The organism is Pseudomonas sp. R62, from assembly GCF_000257605.1.
Taxonomy (GTDB): Bacteria; Pseudomonadota; Gammaproteobacteria; order Pseudomonadales; family Pseudomonadaceae; genus Aquipseudomonas; species Aquipseudomonas atacamensis.
This window is the reverse complement of sequence record NZ_JH635998.1, coordinates 82,247-101,770: the sequence shown is the minus strand read 5'-3', so window position 1 is coordinate 101,770 and position 19,524 is coordinate 82,247. Positions and strand designations below refer to the sequence as shown.

The following is a 19,524-nucleotide window of genomic DNA, read 5'->3' as shown; positions in this document are numbered from 1 at the left end:
GGCCGGACGATGGTCAGGCTCAGCGGTTGACCATCGACCTGGATGGTCTTCTCGCTGACATCGGCTTTGGGCAACGTCAACTTGACCCCGGACTGCGCGCCGACCAGCACGGCGCGGGCATCCTTGGGCGACAGCTGCTCGATCGGCTTGCCGCTGCCCGAATTCAGCGCATCGAGAAATGCCTGGGTGTTGTGTTCGACATCACCGGCGAAAGCGCTGTGTACCGACAGGGCGAGAAGGGTACCGGTCAAGACTTTGCTGAAAGTGTTCATGTTCATTTTTCCTTGTTCGGGCCGGGGGCTTGAGTGATTACACAGTCACGTGCAGACGGACATCGACGTTGCCACGGGTGGCGTTGGAGTACGGGCAGACCTGGTGAGCGGCGTCGACCAGCGACTGCGCGTCGGCTTGTTCCAGGCCCGGCAGGCTGATGTGCAAATCGATGTCCAGACCGAAACCGCCAGGGATCTGGCCGATGCCGACATGCGCGGTAATCGACGCGTCGTCAGGAATCTTGCGCTTGGTCTGGCTGGCGACGAATTTCAGTGCGCCGATGAAGCAGGCCGAGTAACCGGCAGCGAACAGTTGCTCAGGGTTGGTCGCCGCGCCGCCAGCACCACCGAGTTCTTTCGGGGTGGCCAGTTTGACGTCGAGTACGTTGTCGCTGGAGATCGCACGACCGTCACGGCCGCCAGTGGAAGTTGCGATTGCGGTGTAGAGAGTTTGCATGATATGAGCCTCATTGGTTGTGGTTTTGTGCGCTAATTGTTTGCGCGCTAAGTAGGTGTGAAGAGAATGTATAGCGCTAATGTTTAGTGCGCAAGATAAATTTTCGAACAGAAGCGCGTTTTGCTTGAGGGCGACCGATGGAAGGGGAATGTAAGGCTTGATCTAGAGCGCTTGGCGAGGAAATTCAGGCGTGGAAAATATTTTTTGTAGGCGTTGAAAATTAGTGTGGGAGCGGGCTTGCCCGCGAAGACGGAGTGTCAGTCAAAATGATGTCGGCTGACAGGTCGCCATCGCGGGCAAGCCCGCTCCCACAGGGACAGTGTTGTGCTCGGAAATGAGGATCAGGTCAGGCTGTCTTGCAGATGTCCGCGCAGCGCTTGCAGCTCGGCCTGCAACTTCTGCAGACGTTCAAGGGTGAAGCCACTGGCGCCAAGAATGCACTGCGGCACGGTCTGCGCTTTGTCGCGCAAGGCGCGGCCCGCTGCGGTCAGTTCGACAATCACCACCCGCTCATCTTCGCGACTGCGGGTGCGGCTGAGCAGGCCTTCGGCTTCCAGACGCTTGAGCAATGGCGTCAGCGATCCCGGATCGGTCAGCAGGCGTGCGCTGATTTCTCCGACAGTCAAACCGTCCTTCTCCCACAACACCATCATCGCCAGATACTGCGGATAGGTCAGGCCCAGCGCCTGCAACAGCGGCTTGTAGACCTTGGTCATCATCAGCGAGGTCGAGTGCAGAGCGAAGCACGCCTGATTGTCGAGCAGAAGGTCGTCGCAGTTGTCGCGGTCGGAAGTCATGTCAAAGCCTTGATCGTTGATCGTTTTTTAATCTAGCGCTCGAATCTTTAAGGCGCCAGATAAATATGTCCGGCGTCAGTGCCGGGCGAATTGCCGTTGCAGCGCCAGATCCCACGGCGGCACCGGGCTGAAGCGGGTTTTTAGATATTCCAGCAATAACCGACTGCGCGAATGGACCTGCTGTTCCATGCGCAGCGCGTAAATGCCGGTGGACTCCGGCGGCGGCAGGCCGTTTTCACAAAACAGCGGCACCAGCTCGCCACGCAGCAAGTATTCGCTGGCCAGCCAGGTCGGCAAGTGTGCGACGCCCAGACCCGCCGCCGCGCCACACGCCAGAGCTTCGGCATTGTTGGCGCTCAGGCGCACCCGCGATGGCCGGTGCAATTGCATTTGCCCGTCCACTTCGAATTTCCAGGCAAACGGCGGCGCAAGGCCTTCCCAGTCGAGCCCGTCGTGTTCACTCAACTGCGCCGGATGCTCGGGCACGCCGCGCTGCTTGAGGTAGTCAGGGCTGGCGCAGGCGACGCGGACCATACTCGCCAGTGGCGTGGCAACCAGGCGCGAATCGGCCAACTGCCCGGTACGCAGCACCAGATCGACCTTGCCCAGGCTGCTGCCGGCCATGTCGCTGAAGCTGTCGATCAGGTGCATCTGCACATCCAGTCCAGGGTACAGCAAGAGAAAGTCGGCAATCACCGGTGCCAGATGCCGCCGCCCGAAGGCTGCTGGCGCATCGATGCGGATCAGGCCTTCCGGTGCACTGCTCAATGACACCGCTTCGGCACGCGCCAGTTGCAACTCGGCGATGATCCGTCGCGCTCGTTCGGCAAAGGCCAGTCCGGCCGAAGTCGGTAGCACGGCATGGGTGCTACGCACGAACAGCTGACTGCCGACGGCACTTTCCAGGCTGTCGATGCGCCGGGCTACGGCGGAAGGCGTCAGCGGATGGCGGCGCGAAGCGGCAGAAAAGCTGCCACTCTCCAGCACATCGAGAAACAGGCCGAGCTGATCGGTCAATTGATTGGGGTTCATGGGAAATCACACTTGTGCAAAATCGGCACAGCCATTGTGCGTTGCTATGCGTTTCCCCGCTAGGCGCGAGTGCGTAGCATTGGTCGCCTGTCGTTAGAGGATTACCGTTGTGATGGATTTTCTGTTGTACCTGCTGTTCGGCGCCGCCCTGGGCACATTGGGCGGCATCTTTGGTATTGGCGGTGGCTTGATTGCGATTCCGTTGCTTGGCGTGTGGTTTGGGCTTGATCAGCAGATCGCCCAAGGCACGGCGCTGGTGATGGTGGTACCGAACGTGATGCTGGCGCTGTGGCGTTATCACCAGCGCAATCGCATCGAATTGCGCCATGCGCTGCCGCTGGCGGTGATGGGTTTCTGCTTTGCCTGGCTTGGCTCGATCTGGGCGGTGGGCATTGATGCGCAGACCATGCGCATCGGATTTGTTGCCTTTCTGGTGGCGCTGTCGGCCTACAACCTGTTGAAGATGTTCGGTCCGCGACCAGCGCCGACTGCCGAGATGCGCTATTCGTGGCCGTGGCTGGGCGTGCTCGGCGCCGCCTCGGGGACCATGGGCGGTCTGTTCGGCGTCGGCGGTGCAGTGGTGGCCACGCCGGTGCTGACCAGCCTGTTCGGCACCAGCCAAGTGGTCGCTCAGGGATTGTCGCTGGCGCTGGCCCTGCCGAGCACTGGTGTAACCCTGGTGACCTACGCCGTGCACCATGAAGTCGACTGGATGATCGGTCTGCCTCTGGCGGTCGGGGGTCTGCTCAGCATCAGTTGGGGCGTGAAAGTTGCCCACGCCATGCCGGAAAAAATTCTGCGCGGGCTGTTCTGCGGCTTCCTGGTGCTGTGTGCGGTGATGCTCGCGTTTAAAGTTTGAAGCCCTCGACAATGTGTTCGGCCAGGCACTCGGTGATCGGCGACGGGTTGTTCAGATTGCGGATCAGCATGATGCTCGCCTCGGGCAGCAGTGGCAGGTCTTCGGCGGCGCCAAGGATGCGCATGTCGGGGGTGATCAGACTCTCCAGTTGCGCGGTGATCGCCAGCCCTGCGCTGACCACGGCCATCAGCGCCGACAGGCTGCTGCTGTTGTAGGCGATGCGGTAATCGCGGCCCATCGCGTCCAGCGCATTGCACGCCCACAAGCGGCAGAAACAATCACTGTTGAACATCGCCAGGGGCAGCGGCGTCTGTTCATGGGCGCTGAAGTTCTGCGCCTCGGCCCAGACAAAGCGCTCCTTGCGCAGCAACTGGCCGATCTCGTTGCCCGGCTCACGGGTGACGATCGACAAGTCCAGATCAGTGCGCTGCAACAGTTGTTTGGTCGATTCGCAATGCACTTCGATCTGGATCAGCGGATAGAACTGCGCGAACCGCGACAGGATCCCCGGCAGAAAACGCATCACATAATCATCCGGCGTACCGATGCGCACGGTGCCGACCATGTGCGGCTCGCGCAGGGTGTTGAACACCTCACTGTGCAGTTTGAGGATGCGCCGCGCGTAACCGAGCAGCACTTGGCCTTCAGCCGTAAGCCGCACCTGACGGCCATCGCGCTCGAACAGCTGGCGCTGCAACACGTCTTCTTCCAGACGTTTCATCTGCATGCTCACCGCCGACTGGGTGCGGTTGACCATCTCGCCGGCACGGGTGAAACCGCCCTGATCGGCAATCGCGACGAAGGTGCGCAGGACATCGGTATCGATACTGGGGTAGGCGGACAATTGATGAATCTCCGTGATGCATGCCATCAGAAACATTCGTTGGATTGATCTTAGCGCCGGAGAGAGACTTGAGCCATCCACAAAAGGAGGCAAGACGATGAAAGGTCAAAGAGAGTATGCAAGCCAAGAACAGCTGTCCGGCCACGGCCATATCGTGTCCGATCTGCTGCACAAATTCAGCCGCTGGTATGAGCTGCATCGTGAACGGGAAATGCTCGCCGGTCTGAGCGATGAGGCGCTGAAGGACATCGGCATCAGCCGCGCCGATGTCGAGCATGAAACCGTGCGGCCGTTCTGGGACGACCCGATGCATAAATGATGAGGCTATCGCTACACAAACCCCTTTCAGGTGAGGTAGGTTGCGAGCAGGCATGGAGGAATAAATGCCCGCGACAGTGTCCTTTTCCCTCAAACAGGCGCGACGTCTGGCGCTGGCCGCCCAAGGGTTCAACGGGCGCCAGCCGCCGACCGTCAATGCCAGTCATCTCAACCGGCTGATCGAACGGCTGTGCCTGCTGCAAATCGATTCCGTCAATGCCGTGGTGCGCTCGCACTACCTGCCGCTGTTTTCCCGTCTCGGTTCCTACCCCTCTGACTTGCTCGACCAGGCTGCCTGGAGTTCGGGGCGTCGGCGCACGCTGTTCGAATACTGGGGCCATGAAGCGTCGCTGTTGCCGCTGTCGATGTACCCGTTGCTGGGTTGGCGCATGCAACGCGCCAAGCGTGGCGAAGACATCTATCAGCAACTGGCGAGGTTTGGTCGCGAACAACAGGAAACCATTCGCCGCGTGCTGACTGCGGTTGAGGAGCGAGGCGCGCTGGGTGCCGGCAGTCTGTCGACCCGCGAAGACAAGGCCGGGCCATGGTGGGACTGGAGTGCCGAGAAACACGCGCTGGAATGGTTGTTCGCCGCCGGTGAGGTCACAGTGGCGGGGCGACGCGGTTTCGAGCGCTTGTACGATTTGCCCGAGCGGGTGATTCCTCCTGCGATCCTGCAACAGCCCACGCCGGACGAGACCGAGGCGCAACGCGGTTTGCTGTTGCATGCGGCGCAAGCATTGGGCGTTGGTACGGAAAAAGACCTGCGCGATTACTTTCGCCTGAGCCCTGCGGATGCTCGGCCGCGTCTGGCTGAGTTGGTTGAAGCTGGTCAATTGCAGATGTGTGAAGTCGCCGACTGGCGGCAGATCGCCTATTGCCTGCCGGAGCCCAAAGTGCCGCGCAAGGTCATTGCCAGTGCGCTGCTGTCGCCGTTCGACTCGCTGATCTGGGAACGCAGCCGCACTGAGCGCCTGTTCGATTTCCGCTATCGCCTGGAAATCTACACACCGCAGCCCAAGCGGGTTTACGGCTATTACGTGCTGCCGTTTTTGCACAACGAGCGGATCGCCGCGCGGGTTGATCTGCGTGCCGAACGGGCGGCAGGGCAGTTGGCGGTGCATGCGGTGCATGAGGAAGAATCGGGACTGGACGAGGAGGGCATGCTGGCGCTGGCACTGAATCTGCGGCGGATGGCGGGTTGGTTGGGGCTTGAGCGGGTGCAGTTGAATTGTCAGCGCGAGAGTGCGGGGCGGTTGCGGGTGGCATTGGCGCGGATTGGGATTGCTTGAGCCGGCCCTTTCGCGAGCAGGCTCGCTCCCACAGGGAAACGCATTGCAAATGTGGGAGCGAGCCTGCTCGCGAAGGGAGGCGACGCGGTCTAGCGGCGGACTTGCTTCAGGGTTTCGGCAATCAAAAAAGCCAATTCCAGCGACTGGTCAGCATTCATCCGCGGATCGCAGTGGGTGTGATAACGGTCGGACAAGCCGTCCTCGGTAATCGGCCGCGCGCCGCCGATGCACTCGGTGACATTCTGTCCGGTCATCTCGATGTGAATGCCGCCGGCATAGCTGCCTTCCGCTTCGTGCACCTGGAAGAACTGCTTCACCTCGCCAAGGATCTGCGCGAAGTCACGGGTCTTGTAGCCGCTGCTGGCCTTGATGGTGTTGCCGTGCATCGGGTCGGAGCTCCACAGCACTTGCTTGCCTTCGCGCTGGACCGCGCGGATCAGTGCCGGCAGATGATCGCCGACCTTGTTCGCACCCATCCGCGCGATCAGGTTCAAGCGGCCCGGATCGTTGTCCGGGTTGAGCACGTCGATCAGGCGGATCAGGTCATCAGGGTTCATGCTCGGGCCGACTTTGACCCCGATCGGGTTGTTCACCCCGCGCAGGAATTCAACGTGCGCGCCGTCGAGCTGACGCGTGCGGTCGCCGATCCACAGCATGTGCGCCGAGCAATCGTAGTAATCGTTGGTCAGGCTGTCGCGGCGTACGAAGGCTTCTTCGTAGTTCAGCAGCAACGCTTCGTGGGCGGTGAAGAAACTGGTTTCGCGCAGTTGCGGCGAGCTGTCCATGCCGCAGGCGCGCATGAACGCGAGGGTTTCATCGATGCGGTCGGCGAGGTGGCTGTACTTCTCGGCCAGCGCCGAGTTGGCGATGAAATCCAGGTTCCACTTGTGCACTTGATGCAGGTCGGCAAAACCGCCCTGGGCGAAAGCGCGCAACAGGTTCAAGGTTGCTGTGGACTGATGATAGGACTGCAGCAAACGCTCCGGATCGGGCACGCGGCTCTTTTCGTCGAAGCCGATGCCGTTGACGATGTCGCCACGGTAGGCCGGCAGGGTTACGCCGCCGATGGTTTCGTCGTTGGCCGAACGCGGTTTGGCGAACTGGCCGGCCATGCGCCCGACCTTGACCACCGGGCAGCCAGCGGCGAAGGTCATGACGATTGCCATTTGCAGCAACACTTTGAAGGTGTCGCGGATCTTCGCGGCGGAAAATTCGGCGAAGCTTTCCGCGCAATCGCCGCCCTGCAACAGAAACGCGCGACCCTGGGTGACTTCGGCGAACTGGCGGCGCAGCTCGCGCGCTTCGCCGGCGAACACCAGCGGCGGATAGCTGGCCAGGGTTTGCTCGACCTGGCGCAGGTGCGCGGCGTCGGGGTATTGCGGTTGTTGCTGGATCGGCAGGGCGCGCCAGCTGTCAGGGCTCCACGGTTGGCTCATCACGGTCTCGAAGTTCATACGCAGGGAAGCGCCATGTTAGCAGTAATTAGTGCGTGACCTGCTCCCGCCCCATCGCCGACAATCGCCGCTTTGCCACGGCGCCACAGCGGTGCCATCGCGTCACCGCGCCCGGTGACCATCAGGAGACGAAATGACTGAGGAGCGCGTCGAGCATCTGCTCGCCGAAGTACAGGATGAGTTCGGCGTGATTCGCGTGCTGGAAGTGGCCGATTACCGCTTTCTCGAGTTCGGCGATGCGATCGAGCAGAGCTGCGTGTTCACTGCCGACCCGAGCTGGCTGGAGTACGACTACACCCGCGCGATGCTGATCGGCGCGCTGTGCCACGAGCAGCCGGAGAGCGCGCTGTTTCTCGGTTTGGGCGCGGGCACGCTGACCCAGTCATGCCTGAAGTTTCTGCCGCTGGAAGACGTCGAAGCCATCGAACTGCGCCCGGACGTGCCGCGTCTGGCCATCGAGTACCTCGGTCTGGATGACGATCCGCGGTTGTACATCCGCGTCGGCGATGCGCTGGAATTGCTGCCGACTGCCGAGCCGGCGGATCTGATTTTCGTCGACCTCTATACCGATGTCGGTCCCGGTGTCGGGCATCTGGCCTGGAGTTTTCTCGGCGATTGTCAGAAGCGCCTGAATCCGGGCGGCTGGCTGGTGATCAACCAGTGGGCCACCGACGATGGCAAGCCACTGGGCGCGGCGTTGTTGCGCGGGCTCTATCACCGGCATTACTGGGAGTTGCCGGTGAAGGAGGGCAACGTGATTCTGATCGTTCCGGCGGATCTCGATCAGGCGCTGGACATGCAGGCGCTGACCCAACGAGCCGAAGCGCTGGCGCCGCAGCTGGGTTATTCGTTGCAGTCGTTGATCAACGCGATTCGCCCGGCGACCTGAGCCGGCAGTACCGCCCCCTTCGCGAGCAGGCTCGCTCCCACATTTGAAATGCATTCTCCCTGTGGGAGCGAGCCTGCTCGCGAAGAGGCCCTGACAGGCAGCAGAATCTTCAGACGCCTTTGAAGATCCCCGGACGCCGCTCCACCAACGATCGCACCCCCTCCCGGGCATCCTCAGTGGCGAGCAACTTCTTCACCAGCGCCGGTAACGCCTGCGCCGCCGCTGTCTCACCCTCATAACGCGCCTGTCGCGCTGACATCAAGGTCGCCTGCACGCCCAACGGTGCCTGCCGGGCAATCCGTTCGGCCAGCTCAATCGCCCTTGGCAGCAAATCCTCACTGGCCATTACTTCCTGCACCAGGCCCAGATGCAACGCATCGTGGGCATCAAATTCATCGCCAGTCAGCAGCCAGCGCATCGCGTTGCCCCAGCCGGCGATCTGCTGGAAACGCAAAGTCGCGCCGCCAAACGGAAAGATCCCACGCTGTACTTCCATCTGCGCGAAGCGAGTGTTGCTCGCGCACAGGTTGATGTCCGCCGCCAGCATCAGCTCGATGCCGATAGTCAGGCAGTAACCCTGCGCGGCGACAATCACCGGCTTGCTTACCCGTGGTCCGACGAAAACGCCCCAGGGATCGCAGCCGCCGCTCGGAACCTGCCAACCTTCGGCCAGCGCCGCGCTGGCATTGACCAGATCAAGCCCGGCGGTGAAGTGTTCGCCATGGCCGAACACCACGGCGACCCGCGCTTCGCGGTCGGCTTCGAATTCGCCGTAGGCCAGGCTAAGGTCGTTGAGCAGGTCGATATCGAAAGCGTTGCGCTTGGCCCCCCGATCGAGGCCGATCAAGTGCACATGACCACGACGTTCTCGGCTGACGCGGCCGGCGCAGGGCTGATTCATGGCTAAATCCTCAAGCAGGAAGGCGGGTGCGCGGCGCTTTGCCGCAGGTCGGTGAACCGTTTAAGCGTCATCGCCCGCAGGGCCGGGCCTTTGCAAAATAGACCGTTGCGCGATTATCCGCAAAACCCCGTTACACGGCGGTGACACACGGATAAGGGCCACAAAAAAAGCTCCCTTTTCGGGCGAAATCCGGTATAGTGCGCGCCGGCCTTTAACCGGGCCGCGTTTAGGTAGCGCATTTCCCGAAGTCAGCTTCGGCTGCACGTCCGCATTGCGGGCTCTTCCTTGACGATTCATCTTCATTCATTCGTTTTCGCAAATCCCCGCCGACAAAGCTGCCAGGGCGACTCTTGAGTCTCAACACGGCATGCGCAGCTTTGGAGCATGGGTCTTTGCGGATGCACTTAGAGGCAGACCCATGACCCAGGAAACCGGCGGATTCGCCGCTTTTAATCTCAACCCGAATATTCTTGCAGCCGTCGCAGCGACTGGCTACGAAGAGCCTTCGGCGATTCAGCAGCAATCGATCCCGATCATCATGGCCGGCCAGGACATGATTGGCCAGGCGCAAACCGGTACCGGTAAAACCGCCGCGTTCGCACTGCCTATTCTGCACCGCATCGATCCTGCCAAGCGCGAACCGCAAGCCCTGATCCTGGCGCCAACCCGAGAGTTGGCGCTGCAAGTAGCAACCGCTTTTGAAACCTACGCCAAGCAAATGCCAGGCGTTACCGTCGTGGCTGTCTACGGCGGTGCGCCGATGGGCCCGCAACTCAAGGCAATCCGTAATGGCGCACAGATTGTTGTCGCTACTCCGGGTCGTCTGTGCGACCACCTGCGTCGCGACGAGAAAGTCCTGTCGACCGTGAACCATCTGGTTCTCGACGAAGCTGACGAAATGTTGAAGCTGGGCTTCATGGATGACCTGGAAGTCATCTTCAAGGCTCTGCCATCGACCCGCCAGACCGTGCTGTTCTCGGCGACCCTGCCGCAGTCGATCCGCGCCATTGCCGAACGCCACCTGCGCGATCCGCAACACGTCAAGATCCAGACCAAGACCCAGACCGTTACCGCGATCGAACAGGCTCACCTGTTGGTTCACGCTGACCAGAAAACCTCGGCCGTACTCAGCCTGCTGGAAGTCGAAGACTTCGACGCCCTGATCATGTTCGTGCGCACCAAGCAAGCGACCCTGGACCTGGCCAGCGCCCTCGACGCCAAAGGCTACAAAGCCGCCGCGTTGAACGGTGATATCGCCCAGAACCAGCGTGAGCGCGTGATCGACTCGCTCAAGGATGGCCGTCTGGACATCGTTGTCGCCACCGACGTTGCTGCCCGTGGTCTGGACGTTCCGCGCATCACTCACGTATTCAACGTTGACATGCCGTACGACCCGGAATCCTACGTGCACCGTATCGGCCGTACCGGCCGTGCCGGTCGCGAAGGTCGTGCACTGCTGCTGGTGACTCCACGTGAGCGCCGCATGCTGCAAGTGATCGAGCGCGTAACCGGTCAGAAAGTTGCCGAAGTACGCCTGCCAGACGCTCAAGCCGTTCTCGATGCACGCATCAAGAAACTGACCAACAGCCTGTCGCCGCTGGTTGCTGATGCCGAATCGACTCACGGTGAGCTGCTTGATCGCCTGACTGCCGACATCGGTTGCACCCCGCGTGCACTGGCCGCTGCGCTGCTGCGCAAGGCTACCAACGGTCAAGCGCTGAACCTGGCAGCGATCGAGAAGGAACGTCCACTGGTGCCGAACAACGCACCGCGTGGCGACCGTCCTGAGCGTTCCGGTGATCGTCCTGATCGTGGTGACCGCGAGCGTCGCGCGCCAATGCCTTTGGGCGAAGGCCGTGCTCGTTGCCGTACCGCGCTGGGTGCGCGTGACGGTATCGCTGCGAAAAACCTGCTGGGCGCCATCCTCAACGAAGGCGGTCTGGCCCGTGAAGCGATCGGTCGCATCCAGGTGCGTGACAGCTTCAGCCTCGTCGAGCTGCCGGAAGAAGGTCTGGAAAAACTCCTGACCAAGCTGAAGGACACTCGCGTGGCTGGTAAGCAGCTCAAGCTGCGTCGCTACCGCGAAGATTGATCCGCCTTTGGGCTGATTGATCGAACATAAAAAATCCCCGACTGGTTCGGGGATTTTTTTGCCTGCTTTTTGGGTTCACACAAAACCCTGTGGGAGCTGGCTTGCCAGCGATGACGTCAGCCGAAGCGATATATATCCATACCCAGCGCCCCCATCGTGAAACCCTGATGCGCCACGCTGAAAACCCCGCCAGCACCGCGAGCAAAATACAACGGCAACAAATGCTCATCACTGGGGTGACTGCGCACGGCATTCGGCGCCTGCTGGCGATAATCATGCAGCGCCGTTTCATCGTCGGCCGCCAGTTTGTCGATCATCCAGTCACGAAAATCCCGCGCCCACGGTTCAATGCTTTCCGGGCCGGCATGCCAGTCCAGCTCGCGGAGGTTGTGGGTGATGCTGCCGGAGCCGATCAACAGAATGCCGTGTTCGCGCAGGCTCGCCAGCGCACGGCCAACCCGCGTCTGTAACGCCGGCCCGCCACGACTCGGCAGCGAGACTTGCACCACCGGAATGTCGGCCTGCGGATACATCAACGACAGCGGCACCCAGACACCATGATCGAACGGTCGTTGCGGATCGAGCCGAGCCGGCAATTCATGGGCGTTCAGCAGTTCAGCCACTTCGGCGGCCAGCTGCGGATTGCCCGGTGCCGGGTACTGAACTTCAAACAGCGCACGGGGGAAACCGCCGAAGTCGTGCCAGGTTTCCGGATGCGGGTGGCTGCTGACCAGCAGTTCCTGGCTTTCCCAGTGCGCCGAGACGATGACGATGGCTTTGGGGCGCGGCAGTTCGGCGGCCAGTCGCGCCAGTGCCGGGCCGCTGGCACCGGGCTCCAGCGCGAGCATCGGTGAACCGTGGGAGATAAACAGGCTGGGCAACATGGACGGGCTCCTGAGCGCTAAGATGAGCCATCTTCAGTCAGATCATCGATCTGAATCCAATATAAGTTTCTGCGGTTTTTCATCGTTTTTTCGGGAGTGAGCCATGCAGCCTGAGTTTTGGTACAAGAAATGGGATTCGAACCAGATCGGCTTTCATCAGTCCGAGGCCAACCCGTATTTGCAGCGCTACTGGCCGGAGCTGGCGATTGCACCGTCGGCACGCGTGCTGGTGCCGCTGTGCGGGAAAAGTCTGGATCTGCTCTGGCTTGCCGGGCAGGGACATCAGGTGCTTGGAGTGGAGCTAGCGGAAAAGGCTGTCGAGGAGTTTTTCAGCGATCATCGATTGCAGCCGCAGATCAGCGAGCAGGGCGCATTCAAGGTTTATCGCACTGTTGCGTTCGAGTTGTGGTGTGGTGATTTTTTTGCGCTGACGGCAGAGGATGTTGCTGGTTGCACGGCGCTGTACGACCGCGCCGCGCTGATTGCCTTGCCGGACGCCATGCGCCAGCGCTACGCGGAGCATTTGCAGCACTTGCTGGCGCCGAAGATGAAAGGGCTGGTGATTACCCTGGATTACGATCAGTCGCAGATCCCGGGACCGCCGTTTGCGGTGAATGATGATGAGGCGCAGCGGCTGCTGGGCCAGGATTGGCAGCTGGAGAAACTGGAAGAGCGGGATATTCTGGATGAGAGCCCCAAGTTTGTGCAGGGCGGGGTTGAGTGGTTGGTGGAGCGGGTTTATCGGGTTTCTTCCAGATAGTTTTCTGTCAGCAGCTCCGGCGTCTTCGCGAGCAGGCTCGCTCCACAGGGGAATGCATTCCAAAGGTGGGAGCGAGCCTGCTCGCGAATGGGGCTTTGCTGACAACACATGACCTGAAGATACAAAAAAAGGCCCGCATCGCTGCGGGCCTTCTTTTTCACTTCGGTCAAATCAACCGCGACGACGCAGTGCGTCAATACGCTCTTCCAGCGGCGGGTGGCTCATGAACATGCGGGCGAAGCCCTGTTTGATGCCACCGTTGATGCCGAAGGCGTTCAGGGTATCGGGCATGTGCACCGGCAGGCCCTGTTCGGCACGCAGGCGTTGCAGAGCGCCAATCATCGCGCTGGTACCGGCCAAGCGGGCGCCGGCTTCGTCGGCACGGAATTCGCGCTTGCGCGAGAACCACATGACGATTGCGCTGGCGAGGATGCCCAGCACCAGTTCGGCGAAGATGGTCGCCACGTAGTAGGCGATGCCCTGGCCTTCTTCGTTCTTGAAGATGACCTTGTCGACGAAGTTGCCGATGATCCGCGCGAAGAACATTACGAAAGTGTTCACCACGCCCTGGATCAGCGCCAGCGTGACCATGTCGCCGTTGGCGACGTGACCGATTTCGTGGGCCAGTACGGCTTTCACTTCATCGGGCGAGAATCGCTCGAGCAGGCCCTGGCTGACCGCGACCAGCGCGTCGTTCTTGTTCCAGCCGGTGGCGAAGGCGTTCGCTTCGTAGGCCGGGAAAATCCCGACTTCAGGCATCTTGATCCCGGCTTCGCGGGACAATTGCTCGACCGTTTGCAGCAGCCATTGCTCATGACGGGTGCGTGGCTGGCTGATGATTTGCGTGCCGGTGCTCATCTTCGCCATCCACTTGGAGATGAACAGCGAGAACAGCGAGCCGGCGAAACCAAAGACCGCACAGAAAACCAGCAGCTGACTGAGGTCGAGGTCGACCCCGTTGGCCGCCATGAACCCGTTGAAGCCGAACAGGCTCAGGGTGATGCTGGCTATCAGCACGACCGCCAGGTTAGTGGCCAAAAACAGCAGGATGCGCATCATGGTTGTAGAACTCTCCTCAAGCTAAAGATGTAGCGTACTGCGGGGTATATAAGGTGCGGCACCGGGCTATTCAACCGAGTGACTATTTCAAACTGTGTCCTACAGCGGTTTCCTGAGCAAAAAGAAAATTCCCACCCTCGATTCCGACACGGATGACACAGCCTTTCGCCCCGCCGCCATTAGGTCAGATACGTCTGTACGGCTCGCATCGCAAGTGTAGAAGGGCTGCAAAGGCGCGGAACAAAGATGTGTTGCTGAATCAGACAGTGCGCAACAGCCAATCCGTTGCGCACTGCTGGCCCATTACTGGCGGTAGGACTTGAGGAAGTTGCCGATGCGGCCGATGGCCATTTCCAGATCATCGACGCGGGGCAGGGTGACCACGCGGAAGTGATCCGGCCACGGCCAGTTGAACGCCGTGCCCTGCACAACCAGCAGCTTCTCGGAAAGCAGCAGATCAAGCACGAACTTCTCGTCGTTATGAATCGGGCACACCTTCGGGTCGATTTTCGGGAACGCGTACAACGCGCCCATCGGCTTCACGCAGCTGACGCCGGGAATATCGTTAAGCAACTCCCAGGTGCGATTGCGCTGCTCCAGCAGGCGACCCTGTGGCAGCACCAGATCGTTGATGCTCTGATATCCGCCCAGCGCGGTCTGGATCGCGTGCTGGCTCGGCACGTTGGCGCACAGGCGCATGTTGGCCAGCATGTCGATGCCTTCGATGTAACTCTGCGCGTTGTGTTTCGGCCCGGAAATGGCAATCCAGCCGGAGCGGAAACCGGCCACGCGGTAGGATTTCGACAGGCCGTTGAAGGTCAGGCAGAGCAGGTCCGGGGCCAGCGAAGCGGTGCAGATGTGCACGGCGTCGTCATAAAGAATCTTGTCGTAGATCTCATCGGAGAACACCACCAGATTGTGCGCCCGGGCGATTTCCAGCATGCCCAGCAACACTTCCTTCGAGTACACCGCACCGGTCGGGTTGTTCGGGTTGATGATCACCATGGCCTTGGTGTTCGGGGTGATCTTGGCCTTGATGTCGGCCAGATCCGGGAACCAGTCGGCGCCTTCGTCGCACAGATAATGCACAGCGTTACCGCCAGCGAGGCTGACGGCAGCGGTCCACAGCGGATAGTCCGGGGCTGGCACCAGCACTTCGTCGCCATTATTGAGCAGCGCCTGCAGCGACATCACGATCAGCTCGGAAACGCCGTTGCCCAGGTAGATGTCTTCGATGCCGACACCTTCAACCTGCTTCTGCTGGTAGTACTGCATCACCGCCTTGCGCGCGCTGAACAGGCCTTTGGAATCGCTGTAGCCCTGCGCGGTCGGCAGGTTGCGGATCACGTCCTGGAGGATTTCGTCCGGCGCTTCGAAACCAAACGGCGCCGGGTTGCCGATGTTCAGCTTGAGGATGCGCTGGCCTTCCTCTTCCAGTCGTTTGGCGTGCTTGAGCACCGGGCCGCGAATGTCGTAGCAGACGTTGGCGAGCTTGTTCGATTTGCTGAACTGCATGGCGATGTGATCCCGAAAATGAACGATCCAGGCGGCAAATGGACAACCGTACTGGGATTGCTGCGTCTTCGCACAGGCGGAGGTCTGGCGCTTTTGCGCTCAGAATCCGTTTGAATGCGCCCGGTCTGGCTGCCAGACTGGCGCGTGACGAGGCGCAATCATACGTGCCGCCCGATCCGTGGAAAAGGTACAGATCGGGCTTTTTCAGCCGCTGAGGTGTGATGATGGAAAAGTTGCAGAAAACCCTGGAAGAATGGCGTGCCATGCTCGACCCCGAGCAGTACAACGTCTGCCGTCTGAGTGCCACCGAGCGTCCTTTCTCGGGCAAATACAACGACACCAAAACCGACGGTGTCTACCACTGTGTGTGCTGCAACGAGCCTTTGTTCGATTCGAAGACCAAATTCGACTCCGGCTGCGGCTGGCCGAGCTTTTACGCGCCGATCGGCGATAGCGCGATGGCTGAGATCCGCGACACCAGCCACGGCATGATTCGCACCGAAGTGAAATGCGCGCGCTGCGATGCGCATCTGGGGCACGTATTCCCGGATGGCCCGCCACCGACGGGCCTGCGTTATTGCATCAACTCGGTGTGCCTGAATCTCGAGCCGCGCGAATAACCGAAACAGGCGACATTGCGTCGCCTTTTTATCGAGCAATTAGATTGCGCGCAATTCAATTGCTCGTTATGTTTGCGCCTTCCTCACCATTGCGGAGCCGACCCATGAGCGACAACCTGCTGAATATTCCGTGCACCACCATCAAGGGTGAGCAAAAGACTTTGGCCGATTTCGCCGGTAAAGCGGTGCTGGTGGTCAATACCGCGAGCAAGTGTGGCTTCACTCCGCAATACAAGGGCCTCGAAGAACTCTGGCAGACCTACAAGGACCAGGGGCTGGTGGTACTGGGTTTTCCGTGCAACCAGTTCGGCAAGCAGGAGCCGGGCAATGAGGGCGCCATCAGCGAGTTCTGCGAGCTGAATTTCGGCGTCAGCTTCCCGCTGTTCAAGAAGATCGACGTCAACGGCGCCGATGCTCACCCGCTGTTCGTGCAGTTGAAGAAGCGCGCCCCGGGCCTGCTCGGCTCGCAGGGCATCAAGTGGAACTTCACCAAGTTCCTCATCGGCAAGGATGGCCAGTTGGTCAAGCGTTTCGCCCCGACGACCAAACCGCAGGACCTGAGCGGCGAGATCGAAGCTTTGCTGAAATGAGCCAGCCGGGTGACTCGCTGAAGCTCGACAGCCAGTTGTGCTTCAAGCTGTACGCGGCCTCGCGGGCGGTGATTCGCGCCTATAAGCCGATGCTCGATCAGTTGGGCCTGACCTACCCGCAGTACCTGGCGATGCTGGTGCTGTGGGAGTGGCAGGATGCTGCGCCGGAGCAACCGACGGTCAAGGCCTTGGGCGAGCGTCTGGCGCTGGACTCGGGGACATTGACGCCATTGCTCAAGCGTCTGGAGCAGATCGATCTGGTCCAGCGCAGGCGCTCGGCGCGCGACGAACGTGAGATGCACCTGAGCCTGACGCCTGCCGGAGCCGCATTGCGCGAGCGGGTCGGGCCACTGAAGGCGCGCCTGCTCTGCGACAGTGGCGTTGATCTTGACCGGCTCAACGACTTGCGCGCTGGCCTCGATCACTTGCTCGGGCAAATCAAAGCGCTGGCGTAGTCGGCATCCACTGATCGAGCAGCGCGGCGAGTTCTTCGCGGCGAAACGGTTTGGCCAGATAGTCACTCATGCCCGCCGCGCGGCAGCGTTCGCGTTCCTCGGACATGGCATTGGCGGTCAGCGCGACAATCGGCAGATTCGGCCAGCGCCCGCTCTGGCGAATCTGCCGACTGGCTTCATAGCCATCCATCACCGGCATGTTGCAGTCCATCAGCACCAGATCGAAATCGGCAAACTCCAGCTGATCCAGCGCCTCGGCGCCATGCCCCGCCACCACCACATCGCAGCCAAGCTTGCCAAGCATGCCTTTTGCCACCAGTTGATTGACCGGGTTGTCCTCGACCAGCAGCACCTTGCCCCGACGCGCGGACGGCGAGGCGTCCGCTTGCGCTTCGGTGAGGGCGGCGACCTCCGGTTGCAGAATCCGTCGCAGATGCTGGTACAGCGCGTTGCGCGCCAGCGGCCGGGCCTGCTGCTGCAAGGGGGCGAGGGCGGCGGCTTCTTCGCTGGGCAGAAAACTGCCGTAAGCAGTCACCAGCAGAATCGGCGCGGTGATGCTCGGGCGCAGACCGAACAGGCATTCCGGACAATCGGTGATCAGCACATCCGGATTCAGGCCCAGCAGCGAATCATCGATGGTGCGCTGTGTGTATTCCAGGCCCCACACCGGCAACAAGCTTTTCAGCAATTCCGCCAGACCACTGCTGGCAGCGGTGATGGCGAGAACCTTGCCGCGTAACGGCTGCGGAGGGAGGGCGCGAGTGTGGCAGGGCAGTGGCAGCTCGGCACAGAACTGGCTGCCAAAACCGCTTTCGGAGCTGATGGTCAGGCGCCCCTGCATCGCTTCGCACAGGTTATATGTCAGCGCCAGCCCCAGCCCGGTGCCGCCGTACTGACGGGTGATACCGGCGCCGGCCTGGGTGAACGGCTGGAAGATTTTCACCTGAGCTTCCTGGGCGATGCCGATGCCGGTGTCGCAGACTTCGATGCGCACGCCACCCTTGTGTGCCGACAGGCGCACATCGACCCGACCGAAACGGGTGAATTTCAGCGCGTTGGACAGCAGGTTGCTGACGATCTGCCGCACCCGGGTCGGGTCGCCCAGTACCAGCGCCGGGAAGTGCGGCTCGATCAGGCAGGTCAGCTCGACGCTTGGCGCGGCGTTCTGCGAGAGCAGGTTGGCGGTGTCCTCGATCAGCGAGCCGAGGTCGAACGGGATGTTTTCCAGCTCCAGTTGCCCGGCGTCGAATTTCGACAGGTCGAGAATATCGTTGAGCAGTTCCACCAGCACCTTGCCCGAGTCGTGGGCGATCGACAGTTGTTGCTGCTGCTCGGCGTTGAGCGGGCCATCCAGTGACAGTGCGATCATCCCCAGCAAACCGTTGAGCGGTGTGCGGATTTCATGGCTCATGTTGGCCAGAAACGCCGAACGCGCTTCGGCCATGTCCAGCGCGGTGCGGCGTGCTACTTCCAGTTCTTCGTTGGATTGGCTGAGGCGGGCGTTGATTGCCTTGAGCTCGGCGGTGCGCGCCGAGACGATGTCTTCCAGTTGCGCGAGGTATTCGGTCAGGCGGTTTTCTGCGGTGCGCCGCTGCTGGATTTCGGTGGCGATGTTCTCGAACTGCTGATTGGCGACTTTGACCAGCACGCCGATCTCATCGTTGCCGTGGCCGGCCGGGCACTCGAGCGTGGTCGGCTCGGCGCTGCGCGGGTCGCGACCGCTGAGCTCACGGATGACCCGCACCAGTGGCTTGGTCAGCATCACGTAGAACAGCGCCAGGAGGATACCGGTCAGCAGCAGGCTGCGGGCGAAACCGTTGAGCAGGGTGACTTCCGCGCGGCGCAAGAAGCGGCTGCCAAAGGCGTAAGTGTCGACTTCCAGTTTGAGGACGCCGAGGGATTCGTTGGGCAAATGGTCGAGGTACAGGCGATCTTCGAAATGACGCTTGGCGCCGAACAGGAAGTCGCTGATCAGCCGATAGCTGCTCTGCAGTTCCGGGCGCTTGACGTTGGCCAGCACGGTCTCGTTGTTGTCGATCAGTTGCGCGGCGATGATCGCCGGCGAGCGCAGCAGGCCGAGGGTGAGCTCCTGCGCCAGTTCGGCATCGATGTTGTAGGCGATGCGCGAGGCCGGATTGTGGCTGATTTCCAGCAGTGCGAGGATTTCCCGGTTGATGGAAGCGTCTTCGCTGGCATAATCGATGCCGATCTGCAGCAGACTGAGCAGGGTGCCCAGAATGAACCCGACCAGCACGGTAAGCCTGGCTTGCTTGTAAGACAGCCGGTGGGTGAATTTGATATCCATGGGTTGTTGAACCACTTCCGTTTCCCTTCGCTGCTCAAGCATAGTCGATCATGCAGGGATACCGAGGTTCCCGAATCGCCTTGTAACAAGGCTTGCTGAGGCGATTTTATCTGTGTGTCGTCGCTGGAT

General features: G+C 61.0%; 19 protein-coding genes and 1 pseudogene. 9 read left to right on the top strand and 11 right to left on the bottom strand.

What is annotated here, in order from left to right:
* The 4 genes and pseudogenes from OQK_RS01940 to OQK_RS01925 all read right to left on the bottom strand — a co-directional run.
* Window positions 1–272 (bottom strand): annotated as a pseudogene (locus OQK_RS01940) (alpha/beta hydrolase); the annotation flags it as partial.
* 37 nt (window positions 273–309) lie between these two features.
* Window positions 310–729 carry an organic hydroperoxide resistance protein gene (locus OQK_RS01935; protein WP_007940002.1) on the bottom strand — a complete coding sequence of 140 codons (420 nt, stop codon included), beginning with the start codon at window positions 727–729 and terminating at the stop codon, window positions 310–312.
* A 341-nt stretch (window positions 730–1,070) separates the two neighbouring features.
* The gene (locus tag OQK_RS01930; protein ID WP_016770868.1) at window positions 1,071–1,526 is read right to left on the bottom strand and encodes a MarR family winged helix-turn-helix transcriptional regulator; all 456 of its coding nucleotides are present in this window, start codon (window positions 1,524–1,526) and stop codon (window positions 1,071–1,073) included.
* 75 nt (window positions 1,527–1,601) lie between these two features.
* On the bottom strand, window positions 1,602–2,558 hold the full coding sequence (locus OQK_RS01925; protein ID WP_016770867.1) for a LysR substrate-binding domain-containing protein: 957 nt from the start codon (window positions 2,556–2,558) through the stop codon (window positions 1,602–1,604).
* Window positions 2,559–2,670: 112 nt separating this feature from the next.
* Between OQK_RS01925 and OQK_RS01920 the strand changes: the two genes are divergently transcribed.
* The gene (locus tag OQK_RS01920; RefSeq protein WP_221264894.1) at window positions 2,671–3,417 is read left to right on the top strand and encodes a sulfite exporter TauE/SafE family protein; all 747 of its coding nucleotides are present in this window, start codon (window positions 2,671–2,673) and stop codon (window positions 3,415–3,417) included.
* On the opposite strand, the gene OQK_RS01915 is transcribed toward OQK_RS01920, so the two are convergent.
* Entirely contained in the window at window positions 3,407–4,261 is an 855-nt protein-coding gene (locus OQK_RS01915; RefSeq protein WP_174823892.1) for a LysR substrate-binding domain-containing protein, read from the bottom strand. The genes OQK_RS01920 and OQK_RS01915 overlap by 11 nt on opposite strands.
* A gap of 97 nt (window positions 4,262–4,358) precedes the next feature.
* On the opposite strand from OQK_RS01915, the gene OQK_RS01910 reads away from it, so the two are divergent.
* Window positions 4,359–4,580 (top strand): DUF1127 domain-containing protein, encoded by a 222-nt coding sequence (locus tag OQK_RS01910; RefSeq protein ID WP_016770864.1) that lies wholly within the window; start codon window positions 4,359–4,361, stop codon window positions 4,578–4,580.
* Window positions 4,581–4,644: 64 nt separating this feature from the next.
* Window positions 4,645–5,871 (top strand): winged helix-turn-helix domain-containing protein, encoded by a 1,227-nt coding sequence (locus tag OQK_RS01905; protein WP_016770863.1) that lies wholly within the window; start codon window positions 4,645–4,647, stop codon window positions 5,869–5,871.
* A gap of 89 nt (window positions 5,872–5,960) precedes the next feature.
* Here the strand turns inward: OQK_RS01905 and OQK_RS01900 are convergent, their stop codons facing one another.
* A complete protein-coding gene (locus OQK_RS01900) occupies window positions 5,961–7,307 on the bottom strand; it encodes a class II 3-deoxy-7-phosphoheptulonate synthase (RefSeq protein ID WP_038861070.1) in 1,347 nt (448 codons plus the stop codon).
* Window positions 7,308–7,458: 151 nt separating this feature from the next.
* Here OQK_RS01900 and OQK_RS01895 point away from each other — a divergent pair, with 151 nt between their 5' ends.
* Complete coding sequence (locus tag OQK_RS01895; protein WP_016770861.1) at window positions 7,459–8,214, top strand: spermidine synthase; 756 nt, start codon at window positions 7,459–7,461, stop codon at window positions 8,212–8,214.
* Between the two features lie 109 nt (window positions 8,215–8,323).
* Here OQK_RS01895 and OQK_RS01890 read toward each other — a convergent pair whose 3' ends face one another.
* Window positions 8,324–9,115, bottom strand: a complete 792-nt coding sequence (locus OQK_RS01890; protein ID WP_016770860.1) for a crotonase/enoyl-CoA hydratase family protein — start codon at window positions 9,113–9,115, stop codon at window positions 8,324–8,326.
* A gap of 418 nt (window positions 9,116–9,533) precedes the next feature.
* Between OQK_RS01890 and OQK_RS01885 the strand changes: the two genes are divergently transcribed.
* Entirely contained in the window at window positions 9,534–11,207 is a 1,674-nt protein-coding gene (locus OQK_RS01885; RefSeq protein ID WP_016770859.1) for a DEAD/DEAH box helicase, read from the top strand.
* Window positions 11,208–11,323: 116 nt separating this feature from the next.
* On the opposite strand, the gene OQK_RS01880 is transcribed toward OQK_RS01885, so the two are convergent.
* Window positions 11,324–12,091, bottom strand: a complete 768-nt coding sequence (locus OQK_RS01880; protein ID WP_016770858.1) for a DODA-type extradiol aromatic ring-opening family dioxygenase — start codon at window positions 12,089–12,091, stop codon at window positions 11,324–11,326.
* A 103-nt stretch (window positions 12,092–12,194) separates the two neighbouring features.
* Between OQK_RS01880 and OQK_RS01875 the strand changes: the two genes are divergently transcribed.
* Entirely contained in the window at window positions 12,195–12,851 is a 657-nt protein-coding gene (locus OQK_RS01875; RefSeq protein WP_016770857.1) for a thiopurine S-methyltransferase, read from the top strand.
* A 171-nt stretch (window positions 12,852–13,022) separates the two neighbouring features.
* On the opposite strand, the gene htpX is transcribed toward OQK_RS01875, so the two are convergent.
* Entirely contained in the window at window positions 13,023–13,910 is an 888-nt protein-coding gene (htpX, locus tag OQK_RS01870; protein WP_007908619.1) for a protease HtpX, read from the bottom strand.
* A gap of 303 nt (window positions 13,911–14,213) precedes the next feature.
* Complete coding sequence (locus tag OQK_RS01865) at window positions 14,214–15,425, bottom strand: pyridoxal phosphate-dependent aminotransferase (protein WP_016770856.1); 1,212 nt, start codon at window positions 15,423–15,425, stop codon at window positions 14,214–14,216.
* A 224-nt stretch (window positions 15,426–15,649) separates the two neighbouring features.
* Here OQK_RS01865 and msrB point away from each other — a divergent pair, with 224 nt between their 5' ends.
* The 3 genes from msrB to OQK_RS01850 all read left to right on the top strand — a co-directional run bounded on the left by msrB (window position 15,650) and on the right by OQK_RS01850 (window position 17,090).
* Entirely contained in the window at window positions 15,650–16,045 is a 396-nt protein-coding gene (gene msrB / locus OQK_RS01860; protein WP_016770855.1) for a peptide-methionine (R)-S-oxide reductase MsrB, read from the top strand.
* A gap of 104 nt (window positions 16,046–16,149) precedes the next feature.
* Window positions 16,150–16,635 carry a glutathione peroxidase gene (locus tag OQK_RS01855; protein ID WP_016770854.1) on the top strand — a complete coding sequence of 162 codons (486 nt, stop codon included), beginning with the start codon at window positions 16,150–16,152 and terminating at the stop codon, window positions 16,633–16,635.
* Entirely contained in the window at window positions 16,632–17,090 is a 459-nt protein-coding gene (locus OQK_RS01850; protein WP_016770853.1) for a MarR family winged helix-turn-helix transcriptional regulator, read from the top strand. The genes OQK_RS01855 and OQK_RS01850 overlap by 4 nt, the downstream gene beginning before the upstream one ends.
* Here the strand turns inward: OQK_RS01850 and OQK_RS01845 are convergent.
* A complete protein-coding gene (locus OQK_RS01845) occupies window positions 17,074–19,395 on the bottom strand; it encodes a hybrid sensor histidine kinase/response regulator (protein WP_038860418.1) in 2,322 nt (773 codons plus the stop codon). The two genes, OQK_RS01850 and OQK_RS01845, sit on opposite strands and share 17 nt — an antisense overlap.
* Window positions 19,396–19,524 lie beyond the last annotated feature (129 nt).

Bases quoted from the DNA above. Each gene is read 5' to 3' on its own strand.
- OQK_RS01935 (WP_007940002.1), bottom strand. From the start codon at position 729: ATGCAAACTCTCTACACCGCAATCGCAACTTCCACTGGCGGCCGTGAC.
- OQK_RS01930 (WP_016770868.1), bottom strand. From the start codon at position 1,526: ATGACTTCCGACCGCGACAACTGCGACGACCTTCTGCTCGACAATCAG.
- OQK_RS01925 (WP_016770867.1), bottom strand. From the start codon at position 2,558: ATGAACCCCAATCAATTGACCGATCAGCTCGGCCTGTTTCTCGATGTG.
- OQK_RS01920 (WP_221264894.1), top strand. From the start codon at position 2,671: ATGGATTTTCTGTTGTACCTGCTGTTCGGCGCCGCCCTGGGCACATTG.
- OQK_RS01910 (WP_016770864.1), top strand. From the start codon at position 4,359: ATGAAAGGTCAAAGAGAGTATGCAAGCCAAGAACAGCTGTCCGGCCAC.
- OQK_RS01905 (WP_016770863.1), top strand. From the start codon at position 4,645: ATGCCCGCGACAGTGTCCTTTTCCCTCAAACAGGCGCGACGTCTGGCG.
- OQK_RS01900 (WP_038861070.1), bottom strand. From the start codon at position 7,307: ATGAGCCAACCGTGGAGCCCTGACAGCTGGCGCGCCCTGCCGATCCAG.
- OQK_RS01895 (WP_016770861.1), top strand. From the start codon at position 7,459: ATGACTGAGGAGCGCGTCGAGCATCTGCTCGCCGAAGTACAGGATGAG.
- OQK_RS01890 (WP_016770860.1), bottom strand. From the start codon at position 9,115: ATGAATCAGCCCTGCGCCGGCCGCGTCAGCCGAGAACGTCGTGGTCAT.
- OQK_RS01885 (WP_016770859.1), top strand. From the start codon at position 9,534: ATGACCCAGGAAACCGGCGGATTCGCCGCTTTTAATCTCAACCCGAAT.
- OQK_RS01880 (WP_016770858.1), bottom strand. From the start codon at position 12,091: ATGTTGCCCAGCCTGTTTATCTCCCACGGTTCACCGATGCTCGCGCTG.
- OQK_RS01875 (WP_016770857.1), top strand. From the start codon at position 12,195: ATGCAGCCTGAGTTTTGGTACAAGAAATGGGATTCGAACCAGATCGGC.
- htpX (WP_007908619.1), bottom strand. From the start codon at position 13,910: ATGATGCGCATCCTGCTGTTTTTGGCCACTAACCTGGCGGTCGTGCTG.
- OQK_RS01865 (WP_016770856.1), bottom strand. From the start codon at position 15,425: ATGCAGTTCAGCAAATCGAACAAGCTCGCCAACGTCTGCTACGACATT.
- msrB (WP_016770855.1), top strand. From the start codon at position 15,650: ATGGAAAAGTTGCAGAAAACCCTGGAAGAATGGCGTGCCATGCTCGAC.
- OQK_RS01855 (WP_016770854.1), top strand. From the start codon at position 16,150: ATGAGCGACAACCTGCTGAATATTCCGTGCACCACCATCAAGGGTGAG.
- OQK_RS01850 (WP_016770853.1), top strand. From the start codon at position 16,632: ATGAGCCAGCCGGGTGACTCGCTGAAGCTCGACAGCCAGTTGTGCTTC.
- OQK_RS01845 (WP_038860418.1), bottom strand. From the start codon at position 19,395: ATGGATATCAAATTCACCCACCGGCTGTCTTACAAGCAAGCCAGGCTT.